Source organism: Hymenobacter sp. HD11105, assembly GCF_054051685.1.
The window spans coordinates 128,173-146,106 of record NZ_JBSWBR010000010.1 but is presented as its reverse complement, the minus strand read 5'-3'; the positions used below and the strand labels follow the sequence as shown (position 1 = coordinate 146,106).

At 62.2% G+C, this 17,934-nt stretch carries 14 protein-coding genes; 13 read left to right on the top strand and 1 reads right to left on the bottom strand.

The window, feature by feature from the left end; genetic code table 11:
- Nucleotides 1-849: 849 nt before the first annotated feature.
- From ACW9KT_RS20460 to ACW9KT_RS20450, 3 genes are all read left to right on the top strand, one after another.
- Nucleotides 850-2,142, top strand: coding sequence for a replication initiation protein (locus ACW9KT_RS20460; RefSeq protein ID WP_457083886.1), 1,293 nt, complete (start codon nt 850-852; stop codon nt 2,140-2,142).
- Between the two features lie 69 nt (nt 2,143-2,211).
- Nucleotides 2,212-2,460 carry a hypothetical protein gene (locus ACW9KT_RS20455; RefSeq protein WP_457083884.1) on the top strand — a complete coding sequence of 83 codons (249 nt, stop codon included), beginning with the start codon at nt 2,212-2,214 and terminating at the stop codon, nt 2,458-2,460.
- Between the two features lie 102 nt (nt 2,461-2,562).
- Nucleotides 2,563-3,081, top strand: a complete 519-nt coding sequence (locus tag ACW9KT_RS20450) for a hypothetical protein (protein ID WP_457083883.1) — start codon at nt 2,563-2,565, stop codon at nt 3,079-3,081.
- An 83-nt stretch (nt 3,082-3,164) separates the two neighbouring features.
- On the opposite strand, the gene ACW9KT_RS20445 is transcribed toward ACW9KT_RS20450, so the two are convergent.
- The gene (locus tag ACW9KT_RS20445) at nt 3,165-5,792 is read right to left on the bottom strand and encodes an MGH1-like glycoside hydrolase domain-containing protein (protein ID WP_457083881.1); all 2,628 of its coding nucleotides are present in this window, start codon (nt 5,790-5,792) and stop codon (nt 3,165-3,167) included.
- A gap of 334 nt (nt 5,793-6,126) precedes the next feature.
- On the opposite strand from ACW9KT_RS20445, the gene ACW9KT_RS20440 reads away from it, so the two are divergent.
- The 10 genes from ACW9KT_RS20440 to ACW9KT_RS20395 all read left to right on the top strand — a co-directional run bounded on the left by ACW9KT_RS20440 (nt 6,127) and on the right by ACW9KT_RS20395 (nt 17,857).
- Nucleotides 6,127-7,599 (top strand): CoA-acylating methylmalonate-semialdehyde dehydrogenase, encoded by a 1,473-nt coding sequence (locus tag ACW9KT_RS20440; protein ID WP_457083879.1) that lies wholly within the window; start codon nt 6,127-6,129, stop codon nt 7,597-7,599.
- Nucleotides 7,600-7,647: 48 nt separating this feature from the next.
- Complete coding sequence (locus tag ACW9KT_RS20435) at nt 7,648-9,003, top strand: aminotransferase class III-fold pyridoxal phosphate-dependent enzyme (RefSeq protein ID WP_457083877.1); 1,356 nt, start codon at nt 7,648-7,650, stop codon at nt 9,001-9,003.
- A gap of 194 nt (nt 9,004-9,197) precedes the next feature.
- On the top strand, nt 9,198-10,574 hold the full coding sequence (gene hydA, locus ACW9KT_RS20430) for a dihydropyrimidinase (protein ID WP_457083875.1): 1,377 nt from the start codon (nt 9,198-9,200) through the stop codon (nt 10,572-10,574).
- A gap of 106 nt (nt 10,575-10,680) precedes the next feature.
- The gene (locus ACW9KT_RS20425) at nt 10,681-11,547 is read left to right on the top strand and encodes a nitrilase-related carbon-nitrogen hydrolase (protein ID WP_457083873.1); all 867 of its coding nucleotides are present in this window, start codon (nt 10,681-10,683) and stop codon (nt 11,545-11,547) included.
- Between the two features lie 65 nt (nt 11,548-11,612).
- Complete coding sequence (locus ACW9KT_RS20420) at nt 11,613-12,941, top strand: FAD-dependent oxidoreductase (RefSeq protein WP_457083871.1); 1,329 nt, start codon at nt 11,613-11,615, stop codon at nt 12,939-12,941.
- Nucleotides 12,942-13,034: 93 nt separating this feature from the next.
- On the top strand, nt 13,035-14,435 hold the full coding sequence (gene preA / locus ACW9KT_RS20415) for an NAD-dependent dihydropyrimidine dehydrogenase subunit PreA (protein ID WP_457083869.1): 1,401 nt from the start codon (nt 13,035-13,037) through the stop codon (nt 14,433-14,435).
- A gap of 81 nt (nt 14,436-14,516) precedes the next feature.
- The gene (locus ACW9KT_RS20410; RefSeq protein ID WP_457083867.1) at nt 14,517-16,040 is read left to right on the top strand and encodes an NCS1 family nucleobase:cation symporter-1; all 1,524 of its coding nucleotides are present in this window, start codon (nt 14,517-14,519) and stop codon (nt 16,038-16,040) included.
- A gap of 313 nt (nt 16,041-16,353) precedes the next feature.
- Nucleotides 16,354-16,581, top strand: a complete 228-nt coding sequence (locus ACW9KT_RS20405) for a helix-turn-helix transcriptional regulator (RefSeq protein ID WP_457083865.1) — start codon at nt 16,354-16,356, stop codon at nt 16,579-16,581.
- On the top strand, nt 16,578-16,907 hold the full coding sequence (locus tag ACW9KT_RS20400; protein ID WP_457083863.1) for a HipA N-terminal domain-containing protein: 330 nt from the start codon (nt 16,578-16,580) through the stop codon (nt 16,905-16,907). The genes ACW9KT_RS20405 and ACW9KT_RS20400 overlap by 4 nt, the downstream gene beginning before the upstream one ends.
- 146 nt (nt 16,908-17,053) lie before the next feature.
- Nucleotides 17,054-17,857 carry a HipA domain-containing protein gene (locus tag ACW9KT_RS20395; protein ID WP_457083861.1) on the top strand — a complete coding sequence of 268 codons (804 nt, stop codon included), beginning with the start codon at nt 17,054-17,056 and terminating at the stop codon, nt 17,855-17,857.
- Nucleotides 17,858-17,934: the final 77 nt, after the last annotated feature.

Sequence of the window (17,934 nt, the reverse complement as noted above, 5' to 3'; positions counted from 1 at the left end):
CGGGCATGCTACCGGCCAAAAGTGCCCTTGGGGCAGTTGGTAGCAGAGCCCGCCAATGGTAGCAGCTGGCTAAAGCAATACCGAGGGGCCCGGGACTCCGAATCTGTTCTCTAACTCCTTTACCACTAGGCAGTTAATGAACGCTTGCGCCGAGTCGGGTATTTCACAGCGCTCCTGGCAGGCCATGGTAGGGTGTTTTGGTAGCAGGAGTGGGTTGATTAAGTAGCACCCCGAGCAATGCTTACGCTAATTTCCGTTGGGCATCCAAATTTTTTATCCCGCTTTTTAGGGTGTTTTGGTAGCAGGGGGAAGTGAACCAGGGCTCAGGGTGTTTTGGTAGCAACCTGGCGCTGCAGAGCAGGAAAGAGGCTCGCTTTTGTCCGGTTCAGGTTGTTTTGGTAGCAGTTTTATACCATCTATTTACTCTTAGGCGGGCGGGTTGTTTTGGTAGCACCCCCTTTTTCTCCACTTTTCCCCCGCTAAACTTCGCTGTTTTCCGTAGTTTTAGCAACTCTGTCCTGAAAGCCTTACTAGCCAGCCTATTGTGGTACAAAATGGTACTAGTTTTCAATAAATTTTGTGCCTTTTTGTACTATCAAGACCGGAGGTACTCCTGCTACCAAAACACCCTCCTCAAAAAAACAGACTAGTCTTCTTTATGCTTTATATATCTTACTACTTAAGGGGGTCACAAGTAATTGACAATCATTCATTTATAGCTTCAAGTTGCTACCAAAACAACCCGCTGCTGCTACCAAAACAACCTCAGCCTGCTACCAAAACAACCCGCTGCTGCTACCAGAACAACCCCGGGGCGGGCCAAGTGCTACCAAATCAACCCGAGTGACTATGGCCGAAAAAGCTACGTCTGCTACCAAAACAACCCTCCAGGAAACCCCGGACGCCGAGCCGGGTGTGGCCGTGGTGGCCGTAAGCGTGGAGCCGGATGCCTTCGTCAAGCAGCACAACGCCCTGATTAACGCCTCCTTCAACCTCATCACTCTGGAAATGAGGCTGTTCGTGAGCCTGCTGGCGCGCATCGGCCCCGACGACGACTCTTTCCACTACCACTTCGTGCACACCAAGGAGCTCATCTCCGAGCGGGGCGGGGGGGCCATCTACCAGGAGGTGCGCCGCATGGTGGACTCCATCGGCGCCCAGATGCTGAAAATCGAGCGCCTGGTGGAGGACGGGGGCAAGCTTAAGCGCCGCAAAAACCCCGACTACGAAGTCATCCCCCTCATGGCCCGGGTGTACTACGACACCCAGGCGGGGGGGGTGATTGCCTGCTTCAACCCCCTGATTGTGCCTTACCTGCTCCGGCTCAAGGCCAACGGCAACTTCACTTCGGCCCGCCTCAACCAGGTGCGCAAGATCAAGAACCCCTACGGGCACCGCCTATACTGGTGGTGCATGGAGTGGGTGAACTTCGGGCGCAGCGAGCGCACCATTGAGCTCGACAAGCTTAAGTTTATGCTGGGCATGACCAAGGGCGAGTACGCGGGCCGCTTCAACAACTTCAACAGCAAGGTGTTGCTTAAGGCCCAGCAGGCCTGCGCCGAAACCGACCTGCCCTTCAGCTACCGGGTAAACCGGGAGCGGGGCGTGCCCGTGAGCATCACCTTCCACTTTCAGCTGGTAAGCCGGGAAGAGGAGGGTGCTACCAAAACACCCGAGGAGGAGGCCCCGCCGGCCTGGGAGGAGGCCCTGCTGCGGGCTGGTATCGGCCCCAGCAGCCTGCCCATCATCCGCGCCCAGCTCGCGGCCCAGGAGTACGACGAGGGCTACCTCTACTACGTGGTGCGCATCACGGAAAAGCAGCAGGCCCTGGGCAAAATCAAGAAGTCGGCCAAGGACTACCTCTACAAGGGCATCATCGAAAAGCACATGCTGCCCGACTACCTCCACCAGGCCTTGCCAGCGGCCCCGGACCCCGCGCCCGCCCCGAGTCCGGGCCCCGGGCGGAGCTGGCCCCGGGTGGTGTTCCAGTACTGGGAGGTGGAGGGCTTCTACCAGGACGAGCAGAAAAGCAAGCGCACGGCCGAAACCTTCGCCGCCTTTCTCGAGCGCAAGTACCTGGCCAAGGGCTTCCGAGTGGTGGAAGAGGGGGGCAAGAAGTACGTGGTGCGCGAGGCCCAGTAAACCCGCCCAGAACGCCCGGGCCAGGTTTTTCCCAACCCCGCATCCGCGACCTGCTCGGGCACCGAACCAATGTCTACCACCACTACTGGCTGGTGGCTGGGGCAGGCCTTGCCCAGGCCGACCCATGCCCTGGCGGACCCGACTGCGGTGCCCGACGTAGCCGCCCTACGCCGCCGCCAGCCCGGGTCGGGGCGGGATCCACTCTCCCCTTCGCCCCTGAGCCTGCTGCCCCCCGTATTCACCCCGTGTTTTAGCGTGAGGCCAGGGGCTGACCATGAGCCGGCGCCTGGTCAGCCCCCCCGGTGGATACCGACGTGATCCGCACTTGACGCTGCGCCGGGGCCGGCCTTATCCCGGCCGGGGGCATGCAACCTTAGCGCCGCCCCCGGCCTCTTCTAAGGGTACCTACGCTAACTTTCCATGATTCGTACCCTTACCGCTGCCTTGTTCGGCGGGCTGCTGCTAATGAGCGCCCCGGCTTGCACCCGGGAGGAGGCCGCGCCCCAGCCCGAGTTCTACGTCCGCGCCGACCAGGACGGCCAGGCCTGGCTGGGGCCGGGCGAGGCGACCTACCTGCCCCAGCAGGGCACCGTGTACGTGTTCGGCGAGCGCAACGACGGCACGAGCCGCCAGTCCTACCTGCGCCTGGGCTTCACCTGGGAGCCGGAGCATCCTCTCACCCCGGCCGGAGCGGCGGACGCGAGAGTGCTCCCGGCCGAGTGGCAGGTGGTGGTCGGCGGGGACGTGCTCGTCGACAGCTACGCGGCGGATTCCGGCGCCACGCGCCTGCTCATCACCCGCCTCGACACCGTAGAGCGCATCCTCGAAGGCACGTTCGAGGCTACCCTGCGGCGCGCGGCGCGCTGGCCCCCGCCCGGCCCCGCAACCACCCGCTTCACCCAGGGCTCCTTTCGGGTGCGCTACCAGTCTTATCCTTAGGTTTTTACGGCCTCCTTTGTGCAGGTGCGCTTTACCGGGAAAATGCCCCCCGGGCAGGGGTCAGGCCAGCCCCGGCCCCCGGCTTAGGCCCGGGGCTGGAGCAGCTTGGCGATCAGGCCCGTCCAGCCGGTCTGGTGGCTGGCGCCCAGGCCCTGGCCGGTTTCCCCGTGGAAGTACTCGTGGAAGAGCAGGTAGTCGCTAAAATGGGGATCCCGCTGCCGGGCCTGGTCGGGCCCCAGGGCGGGGCGCTGGCCCGCCTCGTTGCGCAGGAACAGCTTGGTCAGGCGCCCGCTCAGGGCGTCGGCAATGTCGAGCAGGGTGGCGTACTGGCCCGAGTGGGTGGGGTACTCCACCCGGAACTCGTCTCCGTAGTAGTGGTGAAAGCGCTGCAGGGCCTCGATAAGCAGGAAGTTGAGAGGAAACCAGATCGGGCCCCGCCAGTTGGAGTTGCCCCCGAACAGGTCCGTGGTTGACTCCCCCGGCTCGTAGCCCACCCGCAGGTCCTGGCCGTCGTAGCGCAGGTGGTAGGGGTGAGCGAGGTGGTAGCGCGAGAGGGAGCGGATGCCGTAGTCCGACAAGAACTCAGCCTCGTCCAGAGCCCGGGCCAGCAGGCGCTTCATGCGGTGGCCGCGCAGCAACGACAGCAGGTGGGTTTCGCGCTGGCCCGGCTCCTGCCAGCGCGAAACCAGGCGGGCCAGCTGGGGCCGGTTGTCCAGAAACCAGTTGAGCCGGCTCACAAACTGGGGCACGCACCGCAGCACTTCCTCGTCCAGCACTTCCACGGCCAGCAGGGGAATCAGCCCCACCAGGGAGCGGGTTTTCAGGGGCTGCCGGCCCTGGCCCGGGGTGTGGAGTACGTCGTAGTAGAACTCGTCCTGCTCGTCCCAGAGGTCCTGGTCGGCCTCGCCCATGTTGGTCATGGCCCCGGCGATGTAGAGGAAGTGCTCGAAGAACTTGCTGGCCAGGTCCTGGTAGATAGGCTTGGTGCGGGCCAGCTCCAGGGCCATGCGCATCATGTTCAGGGCGTACATGGCCATCCAGCTCGTGGCGTCGGCCTGCTCCAGGGAGGTGCCGTCGGGCAGGGGGGCCGAGCGGTCGAACACCCCAATATTATCCAGGCCCAAAAAGCCCCCCTCGAAGATGTTGCGCCCCGCCCGGTCCTTGCGGTTCACCCACCAGGTGAAGTTGAGGAGCAGGCGGTGGAACACGGTAGCCAGAAAGTCGAGATCCCCGGGGCCCCCGCTGTGCTTCTGGCACATCTTGTACACGCGCCAGGTGGCCCAGGCGTGCACGGGCGGGTTCACGTCGCTCAGGTTCCACTCGTAGGCGGGCAGCTGGCCGTTGGGGTGCATGTACCAGTCCTGGCAGAGCAGACGCAGCTGGTGCTTGGCGAAGTCGGGGTCGAGCTGAGCCAGAGGCAGGCAGTGGAAGGCCAGGTCCCAGGCCGCGTACCAGGGGTACTCCCACTTGTCGGGCATGGAGATGACGTCGGCATTGTTCAGGTGCGGCCAGCCCGCATTGCGCCCGCGCTGGCGCTCAGCGGGGGGAGGGGGGAAGGCCGGGTCGCCCCGCAGCCACTGGGGCACGTCGTAGTAGTAGAACTGCTTGCTCCAGAGCATGCCCGCGAAGGCCTGGCGCTGAATATTGCGCGCGTCGGGGTCCGGGAGCGAGGCTTGCACGGCCGCGTAGTACTGGTCGGCTTCCTCCCGGCGCCGGCCGAGCAGCTCATCGAAATCGGCGAAGGGCCGGGCCAGCCCGGCGGGGCCCAGGCGCAGGCGCACGCGCTGGGAGCCGCCCGCGGGAACCGTCAGGGCATAGTGCGCGGCGGCCTTGGTACCGGTTTGGGCCGGGTTGACGGTGGGAGCCCCGTGCAAAAGATAGTCGTTGATGCCGTCCTTGTAGTACTGCCCGGGTACGGGGGGCGTTTGGTACAGGCGCGGAGCGTTGGTTTCGTTCTCGCAGAACAGCAGCGCCGCGGGCTGGTCGCAGTGCAAACTCAGGCCAGCTAAGTGCCGATGGTGCACCTCGACGGCCTGGCCCGCCGGGGCGGCGCGCAGGCGGGGGCGGTAGCTGTCCTCGCCCCAGGCCCAGGTGTTGCGCAGCCAGAGCTGGGGCAGCACGTGCACCGGGGCCGCTACGGGGCCCCGGTTGTGCACGGTAATTTGCAGCAGCAGGTCGTCGGCGCCGGCCTTGGCGTACTCCACGAACACGTCGAAGTAGCGGTCCGAGCGGAAGGCGGCCGTGTCGAGCAGCTCGAACTCGGGCTCGTGGCGGCCCCGGCGCGCGTTTTCTGCCACCAGCTCCTGGTAGGGGAAAGCCTGCTGGGGGTACTTGTACAGCATCTTCATGTAGGCGTGGGTGGGCACGTTGTCGAGGTAGTAGTACACCTCCTTGACGTCCTCGCCGTGGTTGCCCTCGGGCCCGCTCAGCCCGAACAGGCGCTCCTTGAGAATGGGGTCCTGCCCGTTCCAGAGCCCCACGGCCAGGCAGAGCAGCTGCCGCTCGTCGCAAATGCCCCCCAGGCCGTCCTCGCCCCAGCGGTAGGCGTAGGAGCGGGCCATATCGTGGGTGATGTGCTCCCAGGCGTTGCCGTGGGCGCTGTAGTCTTCGCGCACCGTGCCCCACTGCCGCTCCGAGAGGTAGGGGCCCCAGCGGCGCCAGGGCGCGCGGCCCGCCGCGGCCGCGGCCAATCGTTCGTGTTCGGCAGTCATGCTACAAAGTAAGCGTGCAGGGAAGAAAGTCACCGGCCCTCAGGCGCGGGTCCGGCGCCTAAGATAAGGCCTTGCCCGCGCCCGGCTGGCGCCGGAAGGAAGGCTGAGCCGGGCGGGCCGTGCCGGAAGGCCAGCCCCCTTACTGCGGGGATGGCCGGAGCGGGCTAAAAGCGATGCCGCGAAGCTTTCGCGCTGACGGCCGTCCTCACGCCGCGCTCCAGCCCCCATCCAACGGCAAAGCAATCCCGCTAATTGTAGGCGCTTGCGGGGCCGTGCCGACAGAGTTGCTTTTGTGCCGCAAACTCTTTACTTGCAGTAGCTTAAACCCCATCCCATGGAAGTCGCAGTTCTAAAGTACCCGGCGGTGCGCAACTACATCGCCGGCCAATTTGTAGCGGACGCGCGCGCGCGCACCCTGGAAGTCTTCAGTCCCAGTAGCGGCGCGGTGATTTCGACGGTGCCTTTAAGCGGGATGGCGGCCCTTAACCAAGCCGTGGAAGCGGCGCGGGGGGCTTTACCTGCCTGGTCGGCCCTGCCCATCAAGGAGCGGGTGCAAATCTTTTACCGCTACAAAACTTTACTGGAGAAAAACATAGCCGAACTGACGGCCTTAGTGCGCGAAGAAAACGGGAAAACGACCGATGAAGCGCGGGCCGAAGTGGAGAAGGCCATTGAACTGACTGAATTCGCCTGCTCGCTGCCTCAGCTCGTAGCCGGGGAGATGCTGGAAGTAAGCGCCGGCGTGGAGTGTCGCGTGGACCGCAAGCCCCTGGGGGTGGTGGCGTCCATTGCGCCCTTCAACTTCCCTAACATGGTTCCGCACTGGACCGTGCCGAATGCCTTGGCCCTCGGCAACTGCCTGATTTTGAAGCCCTCCGAGCAAGTGCCCCTGAGCGCGGGCCGCATCGCGGAGCTGCTGCAGGAGGCCGGCCTGCCCGCGGGCGTGCTCAACATCGTGCACGGCGACAAAGAGATTGTCGAAGCTATCTGCGACCATCCCGATATTAAAGCAGTGTCCTTCGTTGGTTCTACCAAGATTGCCAAGGTGGTGTACCAGCGCGCTACCGCTAATTTGAAGCGCTGCGTGGCCCTGGGCGGGGCCAAAAATCACCTGCTCGTGCTGCCTGATGCCCACGTGGACATGACGGCCTCCAACGTGGCGGCGTCCATGTCGGGGTGCGCGGGGCAGCGCTGCATGGCGGGCTCGGCGATGGTGGCCGTGGGCGCCGTGGAGCCCATTATTGCGCGCTTGGTAGAAGAAGCCCGCAAGATTGTGCCCGGCAAAAACTTGGGTTCCGTCATCAGCCGCCAGGCCCAGGAACGCATTGAGCGCTACATCACCGAGGCGGAGCAGGCCGGCGCGCAGATTCTGCTGGATGGCCGCCACGCCGTAGTCCCTGGCCAGGAAGATGGCTACTACGTGGGGCCCACCGTTATTGACCACGTGACGCCCGATATGGCTATTGCCCGCGAAGAAGTATTCGGCCCGGTGCTGGCCATTATTCGGGCCCACAACTTGGATGAAGCCTTGGCCATTGAAAACGCGTCCAATTATGGCAATGCGGCTTCGGTGTTTACCCAGAGCGGGGGGCTGGCCCGCTACGTGATGGAAAACGCCTCGGCCGGCATGATAGGCGTAAATATCGGGGTGCCCGTGCCGCGCGAGCCTTTCTCTTTTGGCGGCTGGAATGAGTCGAAGTTCGGGGCCTGCGACATCACCGGCAAAAGCTCCATCGAGTTCTGGACCCAGCTTAAGAAGGTGACCACCAAGTGGAATCCTGAGTCGCGCACTAACTGGATGAGCTAGCGACGAATCTCTACCAACCACCTTTTACTACTAAACCCCTTCTCGGCCATGGAAACGCTCACCCACGACAAGCAACAGATCCTGCAGGATAACCTGGACTATACCCTGTTCTCCTGGTCGAAGCAGGCGGGATTGAACCCCATCAGTGCCGAGCGGGCCGAGGGTGTGTACGTGTTCGACCGGGATGGCAAGCGCTACCTGGATTTCTCCTCCCAGCTGATGAACGTCAACATCGGCCACGGCAACCAGAAGGTGACCGAGGCCGTGGCTGCCCAGATGCAGGAGCTGAGCTACGTCTACCCCGGCATGATTACCAAGGCCCGCGGTGACCTGGGCCGGCGGCTGGCCGAAATCACGCCCCCCAACCTGACCAAAGCCTTCTTCACCCTGGGTGGGGCCGAGTCCATCGAGAATGCCATTAAGCTGGCCCGCGTGTACACCGGCCGCCACAAGATTGTAACCTTATACCTCTCGTTTCACGGCGCGTCCTACGGGGCCATCAGCGCCGGCGGCGACCCGCGCAAGCTGGCCGTCGACAGCCAAGCCATGCCGGGGGTGGTGCACGTGGAAAACCCTTACTTCTACCGCTGCCCCTGGTACAGCACCACGCCCGAGGAGTGCGCCGAACGGGCCGCGGCCCACATGGAGCGGGTTATTCAGTACGAAGGGCCGGGCAACGTGGCCGCCATCCTCATGGAAGGTGAATCAGGAACTTCGGGCTGCATAAAATACCCCCCCACGTACTGGCAGCGGGTGCGCCGTATCTGCGATAAGTATGGCATTCTGCTTATCGCCGATGAGGTGATGAGCGGATTTGGGCGCACCGGCAAGTGGTTCGGCTCCGACCACCACGGGGTGAAAGTGGACCTGATGGCCATGGCCAAAGGCATCACTGCCGGCTACCTGCCCCTCGGGGCCGTGATGGTGGACGAAAAGATTGCGGACTCCTTTAATGATAAGCCGCTGCCCCTGGGCTTAACCTATTCGGCTCACCCCGTCTCGTGCGCGGCGGCCGTCGCGGTGCTCGACATTTACGAGGAGGAAAACATGGTGGAGAACGCGGCCGAAATGGGCCGCTACCTGGACGCCCGCATCTGCGACCTCATGGGCCAGCACCCCAGCATCGGTGACTGGCGCAACACTGGTCTGCTGGGCTGCCTGGAGCTGGTAAAGAATCGCAAAACGAAAGAACCCATGGCTCCCTGGAACGCGGCGCCGAATCAAATGGAAGTCATGAATCAGGTGGCCGCCAAGATTCGGGAGCTGGGCATGTACACCTTCGTGCGCTGGAACTACATTTTCATCGCCCCGCCGCTGAATATTACTAAAGAGGAGGTAGAAGAAGGGTTAGCCATACTTTCCCAGGCTATCCGCATCGCCGATGAGCATACGCACGCTGGATAGCTTGCCTTGGGGGCTTTTTTCTTGGTTTTGGGCTGATTATCTGGTTGCTGTTGAGCTCCTGCTTAAGCTGGAGGCTAGGGCTGGGTTTGGCTGAAATAAGGGTTGGGAAAAATTTAGCTCACTGCCGCTATTTGAATTTGTAAAGAAAAAATGCTAAATTTTTAGTCCCTATACTTTACTCTTTCCCTTCCTGAATGGCGTCTCTGCTCCTTAAAAACGGCCGGGTTGTGACGGCTGATTCCGACAGTGTTTGTGATGTGCTTATTCAGGACGAAACCATCGTCGCTATCGGCCGCCAGCTGCCGGCTACCGCGGATCAGGTAATCGACGCGGGGGGCAAATTGGTGCTGCCCGGCGGCATCGATCCGCACGTCCACCTCGACATGCCCTTTATGGGCACCTTCAGCAGCGACACCCACGAGACGGGCACCCGCGCCGCCCTGCACGGCGGCACCACCACGGTCATCGACTTTGTGCTCCAGAAGCAGGGCCACTCCCTGCGCGCAGCCCTCACGGAGTGGCAGGGCCGGGCCACCGGCAATGCCGTCGGCGACTACTCCTTCCACATGGCCGTGACGGACTTCAACGAGCAAACCCGGGCCGAGATTGCGGACATGGTAGCCGAGGGCATCACGTCGTTCAAGGTGTTCATGGCCTATAAAGGCGCCCTCATGATCGACGACGCCCAGCTGGTAGGTTTGATGCAGGAAGTGAAAAGGCACGGCGCCCTAGTAACCGTGCACGCCACCAACGGCGACATGATTGACACGCTCATCGCCCAGCACCGCGCCCAGGGCCAGCTGTCCCCGCTCTACCACTACCTCTCCCAGCCGGAAGTGACGGAAGCCGAAGCCTCCGGCCGCTTCACCGACATTGCCAATTACACGGGCGTCAATGCCTACATCGTGCACCTGACCTGCGAAGGCGCCCTAAACCAGGTGCGCGAAGCCACCCGCCGCAACCAGCGCGTGTTCGTCGAAACCTGCATTCAGTATCTGCTCCTCGACGCTTCGCTCTACGAGCAGGACTTTGAGGGGGCCAAGTATGTGATGTCACCGCCCCTGCGCCAGAAAAAGGACCAGGAAACGCTGTGGGCCGGTATCAACCAAGGCTTGGTGCAGGTGGTGGGCACCGACCACTGCCCCTTTCTGTGGGAGCAGAAGCAAATGGGCCAGCATGACTTTTCCAAAATCCCGAATGGCCACCCCGCCATTGAGCACCGCATGGAATTGCTGTTCTCGGAAGGCGTGAGCAAGGGCCGCATCAGCCTCCAGCGGTTTGTGGCCGTGACCGCGACCAACGCGGCCAAGATCTTCGGTATGTTTCCCCGCAAAGGCACCATCAGCATCGGCGCCGACGCGGATTTAGTCATTATTGACCCGGAGCGCAAGCACACCATTTCGGCCGCTACCCACCACATGAACGTGGATTATTCGGCCTACGAAGGCTGGGAGCTGACGGGCAAAATTGAAACCGTGGTGCTGCGCGGGCGGGTGGCCATCCACGAAGGTCAAGCCCAGGTGGAAAAAGGCTACGGCCAGTTCATCAAGCGCGGGCCAACAGATTTCTAACTAACTTATAAGTAGCCGCTTGGGCCTTTGGTAAGTAAAGGCGGTAGCTGCTCGAATCTCGGACATTCACTCTCTTCCTTTCTTCACTTTCTGAACCCCTCCGCTCATGCCACGAATGATTAAATCCGGTCTTATCCAGATGAGTTTGCCCATGACCGAGGGCGAAGGTTCCATCGCCGAAATCAAGGAAGCCATGGTGCAAAAGCACTTGCCTTTCATCGACGAAGCGGGTCGGCAGGGCGTGCAGATCCTGTGTTTGCAGGAGATCTTTAACACGCCCTACTTCTGTCCCGGCCAGGATAACGCCTGGTACGCGTCAGCCGAAGCGGTGCCGGGGCCCACGACCGAGCGCATGGCGGAGTACGCCAAGCAGTACAACATGGTCATTATCGTGCCTGTCTACGAAAAGGAGGCGGCAGGATTTCTCTACAACACCGCCGCCGTCATCGACGCCGACGGTACCTACCTGGGCAAGTACCGCAAGAACCACATCCCGCACACCTCCGGCTTCTGGGAGAAGTATTTCTTCAAGCCCGGCAACCTGGGCTACCCCGTGTTCCAAACCAAATACGCCAAAGTAGGCGTGTACATCTGCTATGACCGCCACTTCCCCGATGGGGCCCGGGTGCTGGGCTTGAACGGGGCCGAAATCGTGTATAACCCCTCGGCGACGGTGGCGGGCCTCTCCCAGTACCTGTGGAAGCTGGAGCAGCCCGCCCACGCCGCCGCCAACGGCTACTTTATGGGCTGCATCAACCGGGTGGGGGAGGAGAAGCCCTGGAACCTGGGCAAGTTCTACGGCTCATCTTACTTCGTCGACCCCCGGGGGCAAATTTTCGCCCAAGCCTCCGAGGACAAGGACGAGCTGCTGGTCGCCGAGTTCGACCTTGACCTGATTGAGGAGGTGCGCGCCACCTGGCAGTTCTTCCGCGACCGGCGCCCCGAAACCTACGAGAAGCTGGTCGAGCTGTAAGCCTTCCGTCCGATGATGGCTGACGGACCGAACCTAGTAGCGTCTTAAAACTATCGCCCCCTCTTATGGCCGAGTATTCTGCCCCTACCTCCGAACAGGAGTTTCACGCCAACTTCGCCCAACTCAAGCCCCGGATGAATACTACGGAGGCCCTGTACGAAAGCTCGCGCTGCCTGTTCTGCTTTGATGCGCCCTGCATTCAGGCCTGCCCCACGGGCATTGACATTCCGCAGTTTATCCGGCAAATCAACACGGGCAACGTGACGGGGGCGGCGCTTACCATTTACGCGGCCAACTACTTCGGGAATGCCTGCGGTAAGGTGTGCCCGACGGAGGTGCTGTGCGAGGGAGCGTGCGTGTACAACCTGCAGGAGGTGAAGCCCATCGAGATTGGTCGCCTGCAAAGCTTCGCGACGCGCCAGGTGATTGAAAGCCATAAGTACTTGTTTGAGCCGGGCCCGCCCAATGGCCGCAAAGTCGCTGTCATCGGGGCGGGGCCGGCGGGCATCTCCTGCGCCTGCGAGCTGCGGGCCCTGGGCTACGCGGTGGATGTGTTTGAGGCTAAGTCCCAGCCCTCGGGCCTTACGGTGCACGGGGTGGCACCCTACAAAATCACCAACGAAGAGGTGCTGGCCGAGATGGACTACCTGCAAACGCAGTTTGGCTACCGGGTGCAGTACAATTCGCCCATCACCTCCCGACCCGAATTGCGGGCCCTGGAAGAAGCCTATGACGCTATTTTTCTAGGTGTTGGCCTGGGTAAAACCAATGCTTTGCGGCTGCCGGGCGAGGAAAGCGAAAACTGCGTGGGGGCGGTGGAATTCATCGAGCAGCTCCGGCGCGAACACCACCAGATTTTGGTGGGCCGCAAGGTCATTGTGCTGGGTGGGGGCAACACCGCCATGGACGCGGCCTCCGAAGCGGCGCGCCTGGGCGCTGAGGATGTGATTCTGGCCTACCGGCGCAGCAAGGACGATATGGGGGCCTACGACTTCGAGTACGACTTGGCTAAAAGCGTGGGCGTGAAAGGCCTGTTCAACGTGGCCCCGGTCGAGATTGTGGGCCAGGGGCGGGTAGCAGGCGTCAAATTTATTTGCACCGCCACCGTGGACGGACAGGTGCAGGCCGTGGCCGGCAGTGAGTTCGTGGAACCCTGCGACATGGTTATTAAAGCCACCGGCCAAGCCAAGCAAACAACTTTTCTGAGTTTGATTCCGGATTTGCAGCTCGATAGTAAAGGGCGGATTGTGGCTGATACGCACACCTATCAAACCACGAACCCCCAGTATTTTGCCTCGGGCGATGCCCTTAACGGGGGCGCGGAAGTAGTGAACGCCGCCGCCGAAGCCAAGGTGGCGGCCCGGGGTATTCACGCCTACCTGTCCGCCCGGTAACAAAGCCCCCCAGCGTTCCTTGTCCGTGCTTTAGGACTATAATTCAGCTCCCGCCCGAACGCCCCTAACGGCGTTCTTTTACCTGACCCTGCCATGCCGGATCTCTCCATCAACTTTGCCGGAATTAAGTCGCCCAATCCATTCTGGCTGGCCTCGGCCCCGCCGACCAACTCGGGCTATCAGGTCATGAAGGCCTTCGATGCCGGCTGGGGCGGGGCCGTGTGGAAAACCCTGGGCGTGCCGGTCGTGAACGTGTCGAGCCGCTACGGGGGCGTCAACTACCGCGACAAGCGCCTGGTTGGCTTCAACAACATTGAGCTGATTTCGGACCGCCCGCTGGCCGACAATCTGCGCGAAATAGAGGAAGTGAAAAAGCACTTTCCCCACCACGCTGTCATTGCCTCGCTCATGGTGCAAAGCCGGGCGGAGTGGCACCAGATTGTGCGCGACGTAACCTCGGCCGGGGCCGATGGCATTGAGCTGAACTTTGGCTGCCCCCACGGCATGTGCGAGCGGGGCATGGGCTCGGCGGTCGGTCAGGAGCCGGACGTGCTGCGCACCATCGTGGAATGGGTGATGGAAGTAGCCCGGATTCCGGTCATTGTGAAGCTCACGCCTAACATATCCGATATCACGGAGCCCGCCCGGGCTGCTCGCCTGGGGGGTGCCGATGCCATTTCGCTGATCAACACCATTCAAAGCATTGTGGGCGTGGATTTAGATTTGTTCGCCCCTTACCCCATTGTGGATGGGCAGGGCACCAATGGCGGCTACTGTGGTCCGGCCGTGAAGCCCATTGCCCTGAACATGGTGAAAAACTGCGCCCAGGATCCGCAGGTGCAGCTGCCCATCTCGGGCATCGGCGGCATCGAGAACTGGCGGGACGCGGTGGAGCACATCCTGCTGGGGGCCTCTTCGGTGCAGGTGTGCACGGCCGCTATGCACTTTGGCTTCGGCATCATCCGCGAGATGACGGCGGGGCTAGAGCAGTACATGACGGAGAAGGGCTTCCCCACTATTTATGCCATGGTGGGCAAGGCCCTGCCCAATGTCAAGCCCTGGGAAGAGCTAAACCTGAAGTATAAGGTGACGGCCAACATTCACGAGGACAAGTGCATCGGCTGCCAGCTTTGCTACACGGCCTGCGAAGACGGCGCCCACCAGGCCATTGCTTTGCGGGCCGGCACCCGCGTGCCCGCTATCATCGAAGAAAACTGCGTGGGCTGCAACCTGTGCTCCTTGGTTTGCCCCGTCGAGAACTGCATCACCATGGATCGGACGGATGATGGCACCGAGCACCTGACCTGGAAGGAGCGCACCCTGGCCGGCACCGTTCCCACTGACTTCAACGACGAGCGGGCCGGGGGCCTGCACCACTGGGTGCCCGAGCCCACCGCCGCGCTGGGGAAAGAAAAGCACAAAACCCTGCCCGGCAAAGCCCGGCAGCTTGGCCCCCCGGCACCCGATACTGTAGCTATGGCCCGGAAAGAATAGCTTGCTTAAAGCTTTTGCAGCTAAGGTTTATTTGTTTATAAATCAAGTGTTTATGTAGCTTTTGTTTAAGGCCTTATTTCGATGGAGACGACCCCACCGCCAGTTGCCAGCCAGCAGCATCCCGGCCTGATAAGTGAGGATTTGGCCCCCGTGGCCTTAGGGCAGCGCACCTGGAACACCTGGAACTACGCCGCGCTCTGGATCAGCATGAGCTTGTGCATTCCCACTTACATGCTGGCCAGCTCCCTCATCGAAGGGGGCATGAACTGGTGGCAGGCCATCCTGACCATCTTCCTGGGTAACAGCATTGTGCTGGTCCCCATGGTTCTGAACGGCCGGGCCGGGGCCACCTATGGCATTCCGTTTCCGGTGTTTGCCCGGGTGAGCTTTGGGGTGCGGGGGGCCAATATTCCGGCCCTGATGCGCGCCCTTATTGCCTGCGGGTGGTTTGGCATCCAAACCTGGATAGGCGGGTACGCGCTCTATCAGATGGTCAAGCTCTGGGTGCCGGCCATTGCCACCCTGCCCGCGATTTTTCCCGCGTCCTGGTCCCTGGAAACGGGGCCCGCGCTCTTGTTTCTGCTTTTCTGGCTGCTCAATATCTACGTGGTGTACCTCGGGGTTGACAGCATCAAAAAGCTGCTGGTCTTCAAGGCCTTCTTTTTGCCGTTTGCTGCCCTGGCCTTGCTGTTCTGGGCCATCCGGGCCGGAAACGGCCTGGGGCCCATTCTGGCCCAGCCCGCCAAGTTTGGGTCTTCGGCGGAGTTCTGGGCGTTCTTCTTTCCGTCGCTCACGGGCATGGTGGGGTTTTGGGCCACTTTATCCCTGAATATTCCGGACTTTACCCGCTACGCCCAGAGCCAGCGCGCCCAGGTCGTCGGGCAGGCCCTGGGGCTGCCGCTGCCCATGACCCTGTTTGCCTTTATCGGGGTGGTAGTCACCTCCGCCACCTTCCTGATTTACGGGCAAACGATCTGGGACCCGGTGGTGCTAGCGGGCCGCTTTGACAGCAAGCTGCTGGTGAGCGCGGCGATGGTGGCCGTGGCCTTGTCCACGCTGGCCACCAACATCGCGGCCAACATCGTGAGTCCGGCCAACGACTTTGCCAACCTCGCGCCCGCCCACATCAGCTTTAAAACGGGCGGCTACATCACCGGCGTCATCGGCATCCTGATTTTTCCCTGGAAGCTGATTGCCGACCCTTCGGGCTATATTTTTACCTGGCTGGTGGGCTATTCGGCCCTGCTGGGTCCTATCGGCGGCATCATGATTGCCGATTATTACTTCATCCGCCGCCAGCAGCTCCACCTGCCCGACCTTTACCAGTACACGGGCCGCTACGCCTACCAGTACGGCTTCAACCTCCGGGCCCTGCTGGCGCTGGCGGGGGGCATTTTGCCCAATATTCCCGGCTTCTTAGTGACTATCGGCGCACTGCCCCGGGCGGCGGTGTGGCCCTGGCTGGTGGCCGTGTACGACTACGCCTGGTTTGTGGGCTTCTTTCTCTCTGCCGGCTCCTACCTGCTGCTCATGCCCAAGCCGCAGCGGGCGGGGGCGCCGGCCCCGGTCCGGCCGGCGGCGGAGTACGAAGTTCGGCCAACCTAGGGAGGTAGTTGTAGACTTCATCCAGTGTCTGCGCGAGCAACAATCCCCCTTATTCTCGTCAAGCGTACTGACGACAAAGGGCTAGTGTTAGGGTACTTTAAAACGAGCAAAGGTGACCTGGGAAAGTGGGTGCAGCAGGTTGAGGGCCAGCATTCGGGTTGCCTAGGGGGACGAGGTTAACCTAAGTCAATGAACACCTGCTAGCAGCTTTATACCCGTTCAGGTATACATTCATCCTTTAATTGTATATTTATACCCGAACGGGTATTAAAGCAAGTGTGCTTGCCTACGTAACCCCGAACGGGTATAATTTATGACATCGCCCCTGGCTGCTTTTGTCAAGCACCGCCGCAAGCTCTTGCAGCTCTCGCAACCGGATCTGGCTGCCAAGGCCGGGGTGGGGCTGCGCTTCGTGCGCGAGCTTGAGCAGGGCAAGGCCACCCTGCGCCTGGATAAGGTGAACCTGGTATTACGGTTGTTCGGCCACGAGCTGGCGCCGGCCCCGCTGGACCGCACCCGGCTACTAGACCCGCCAGCATGAGAAAAGCCGCCGTACACCGGCACGGGCAGCTGGCTGGGCACCTGACCCAGGACGAGCAGGGCTACACCTTTGTCTACGCCCCGTGCTACCTCGCTGCGGCCGCCGCGGAGCCCGTCAGCCTGACCTTGCCGCTGCGCTCTGCGCCCTACGTGGAGCGCGTGCTGTTTCCCTTTTTCGACGGCCTCATCCCGGAGGGCTGGCTGCTGGCGGTGGCCGAAAAAAACTGGAAGCTCAACGCCCGCGATCGGATGGGGTTGCTATTGGCCTGCTGCCGGGACTGCATCGGTGCCGTAAGCATTCACCCCCTGGAAACCGACGAGCCATGAGCCGCTGCCTAGCCTGCTACCAGTTCCTGCCCGAGGGCAGCGGCCCGGACTATCACCCGGCCTGCAGCCGCCGGCTGTTCGGTCAGGCGCTGCCGCCGGCCTTTCCCTATACCGAGGCCGAGATGCTGGCCCTGGCCGAGGCCGTCGTGCGCCAGCACATCACGGTCACGGGCGTGCAGCCTAAGCTCTCGCTGACCCTCGCCCCCACTGGCCCGGCCGGACAGCCCGCGCGCTTCACCATTGTCGGGGCCCTGGGCGGCGAGTACATCCTCAAGCCGCCGACCGCCCATTACCCGCATTTGCCGGAAGTGGAGGATGTGACCATGCACCTGGCCGCCCTGGCCCGGCTGCCGACCGTGCCCCACGGCCTGCTGCGCCTGGAAGGCGGGGCCCTGGCCTACGTCACGCGCCGCATCGACCGGCTGAAAGGGCGTAAGCTGGCCATGGAGGACATGTGCCAGCTCACCGAGCGCCTGACCGAAAACAAGTACGACGGCTCCCATGAGCAGGTGGCCAAGGCCCTGCTGCGGTACTCAGCCAATCCCGGCCTGGACGTGGTCAACTACTACGAGCTGGTACTCTTCAGCTTTCTGACCGGCAACGCCGACATGCATTTAAAGAACTTCTCTTTGCTGCAGACGCCCAGTTTGGGCTACGGCCTGGCGCCCGCCTATGACCTGGTGGCCACGGCCCTGGTAAACCCGGCCGACCCCGAGGAGCTGGCCCTGACGCTGAACGGCAAAAAGAAGCGGCTGCGGCAGCTGGATTTTCGGCAGGCCGCCCAGCGGGCCGGGGTCGACGACAAAGTAATGACGGGGGTACTCACGCGGCTGGTGAAGGCCCGGCCGGCCTGGCACGCGTTCATCGACCAAAGCTTTTTGCCCCCCGCGCTGCAGGTACAGTACCACACCTTGCTGACGCAGCGGTTCGCTCAGCTGGACTTGGCGTAGGAGCAGGCAGGGCCGGGGGTACCGGTAAGGCACCTGCTACGCCACCTGGAGCACCTGAGCCCGCGGCGGCAGTTCGG

Coding starts and splice junctions, on each gene's coding strand:
- ACW9KT_RS20460 (WP_457083886.1), top strand. CDS start 850: ATGGCCGAAAAAGCTACGTCTGCTACCAAAACAACCCTCCAGGAAACC.
- ACW9KT_RS20455 (WP_457083884.1), top strand. CDS start 2,212: ATGTCTACCACCACTACTGGCTGGTGGCTGGGGCAGGCCTTGCCCAGG.
- ACW9KT_RS20450 (WP_457083883.1), top strand. CDS start 2,563: ATGATTCGTACCCTTACCGCTGCCTTGTTCGGCGGGCTGCTGCTAATG.
- ACW9KT_RS20445 (WP_457083881.1), bottom strand. CDS start 5,792: ATGACTGCCGAACACGAACGATTGGCCGCGGCCGCGGCGGGCCGCGCG.
- ACW9KT_RS20440 (WP_457083879.1), top strand. CDS start 6,127: ATGGAAGTCGCAGTTCTAAAGTACCCGGCGGTGCGCAACTACATCGCC.
- ACW9KT_RS20435 (WP_457083877.1), top strand. CDS start 7,648: ATGGAAACGCTCACCCACGACAAGCAACAGATCCTGCAGGATAACCTG.
- hydA (WP_457083875.1), top strand. CDS start 9,198: ATGGCGTCTCTGCTCCTTAAAAACGGCCGGGTTGTGACGGCTGATTCC.
- ACW9KT_RS20425 (WP_457083873.1), top strand. CDS start 10,681: ATGCCACGAATGATTAAATCCGGTCTTATCCAGATGAGTTTGCCCATG.
- ACW9KT_RS20420 (WP_457083871.1), top strand. CDS start 11,613: ATGGCCGAGTATTCTGCCCCTACCTCCGAACAGGAGTTTCACGCCAAC.
- preA (WP_457083869.1), top strand. CDS start 13,035: ATGCCGGATCTCTCCATCAACTTTGCCGGAATTAAGTCGCCCAATCCA.
- ACW9KT_RS20410 (WP_457083867.1), top strand. CDS start 14,517: ATGGAGACGACCCCACCGCCAGTTGCCAGCCAGCAGCATCCCGGCCTG.
- ACW9KT_RS20405 (WP_457083865.1), top strand. CDS start 16,354: ATGACATCGCCCCTGGCTGCTTTTGTCAAGCACCGCCGCAAGCTCTTG.
- ACW9KT_RS20400 (WP_457083863.1), top strand. CDS start 16,578: ATGAGAAAAGCCGCCGTACACCGGCACGGGCAGCTGGCTGGGCACCTG.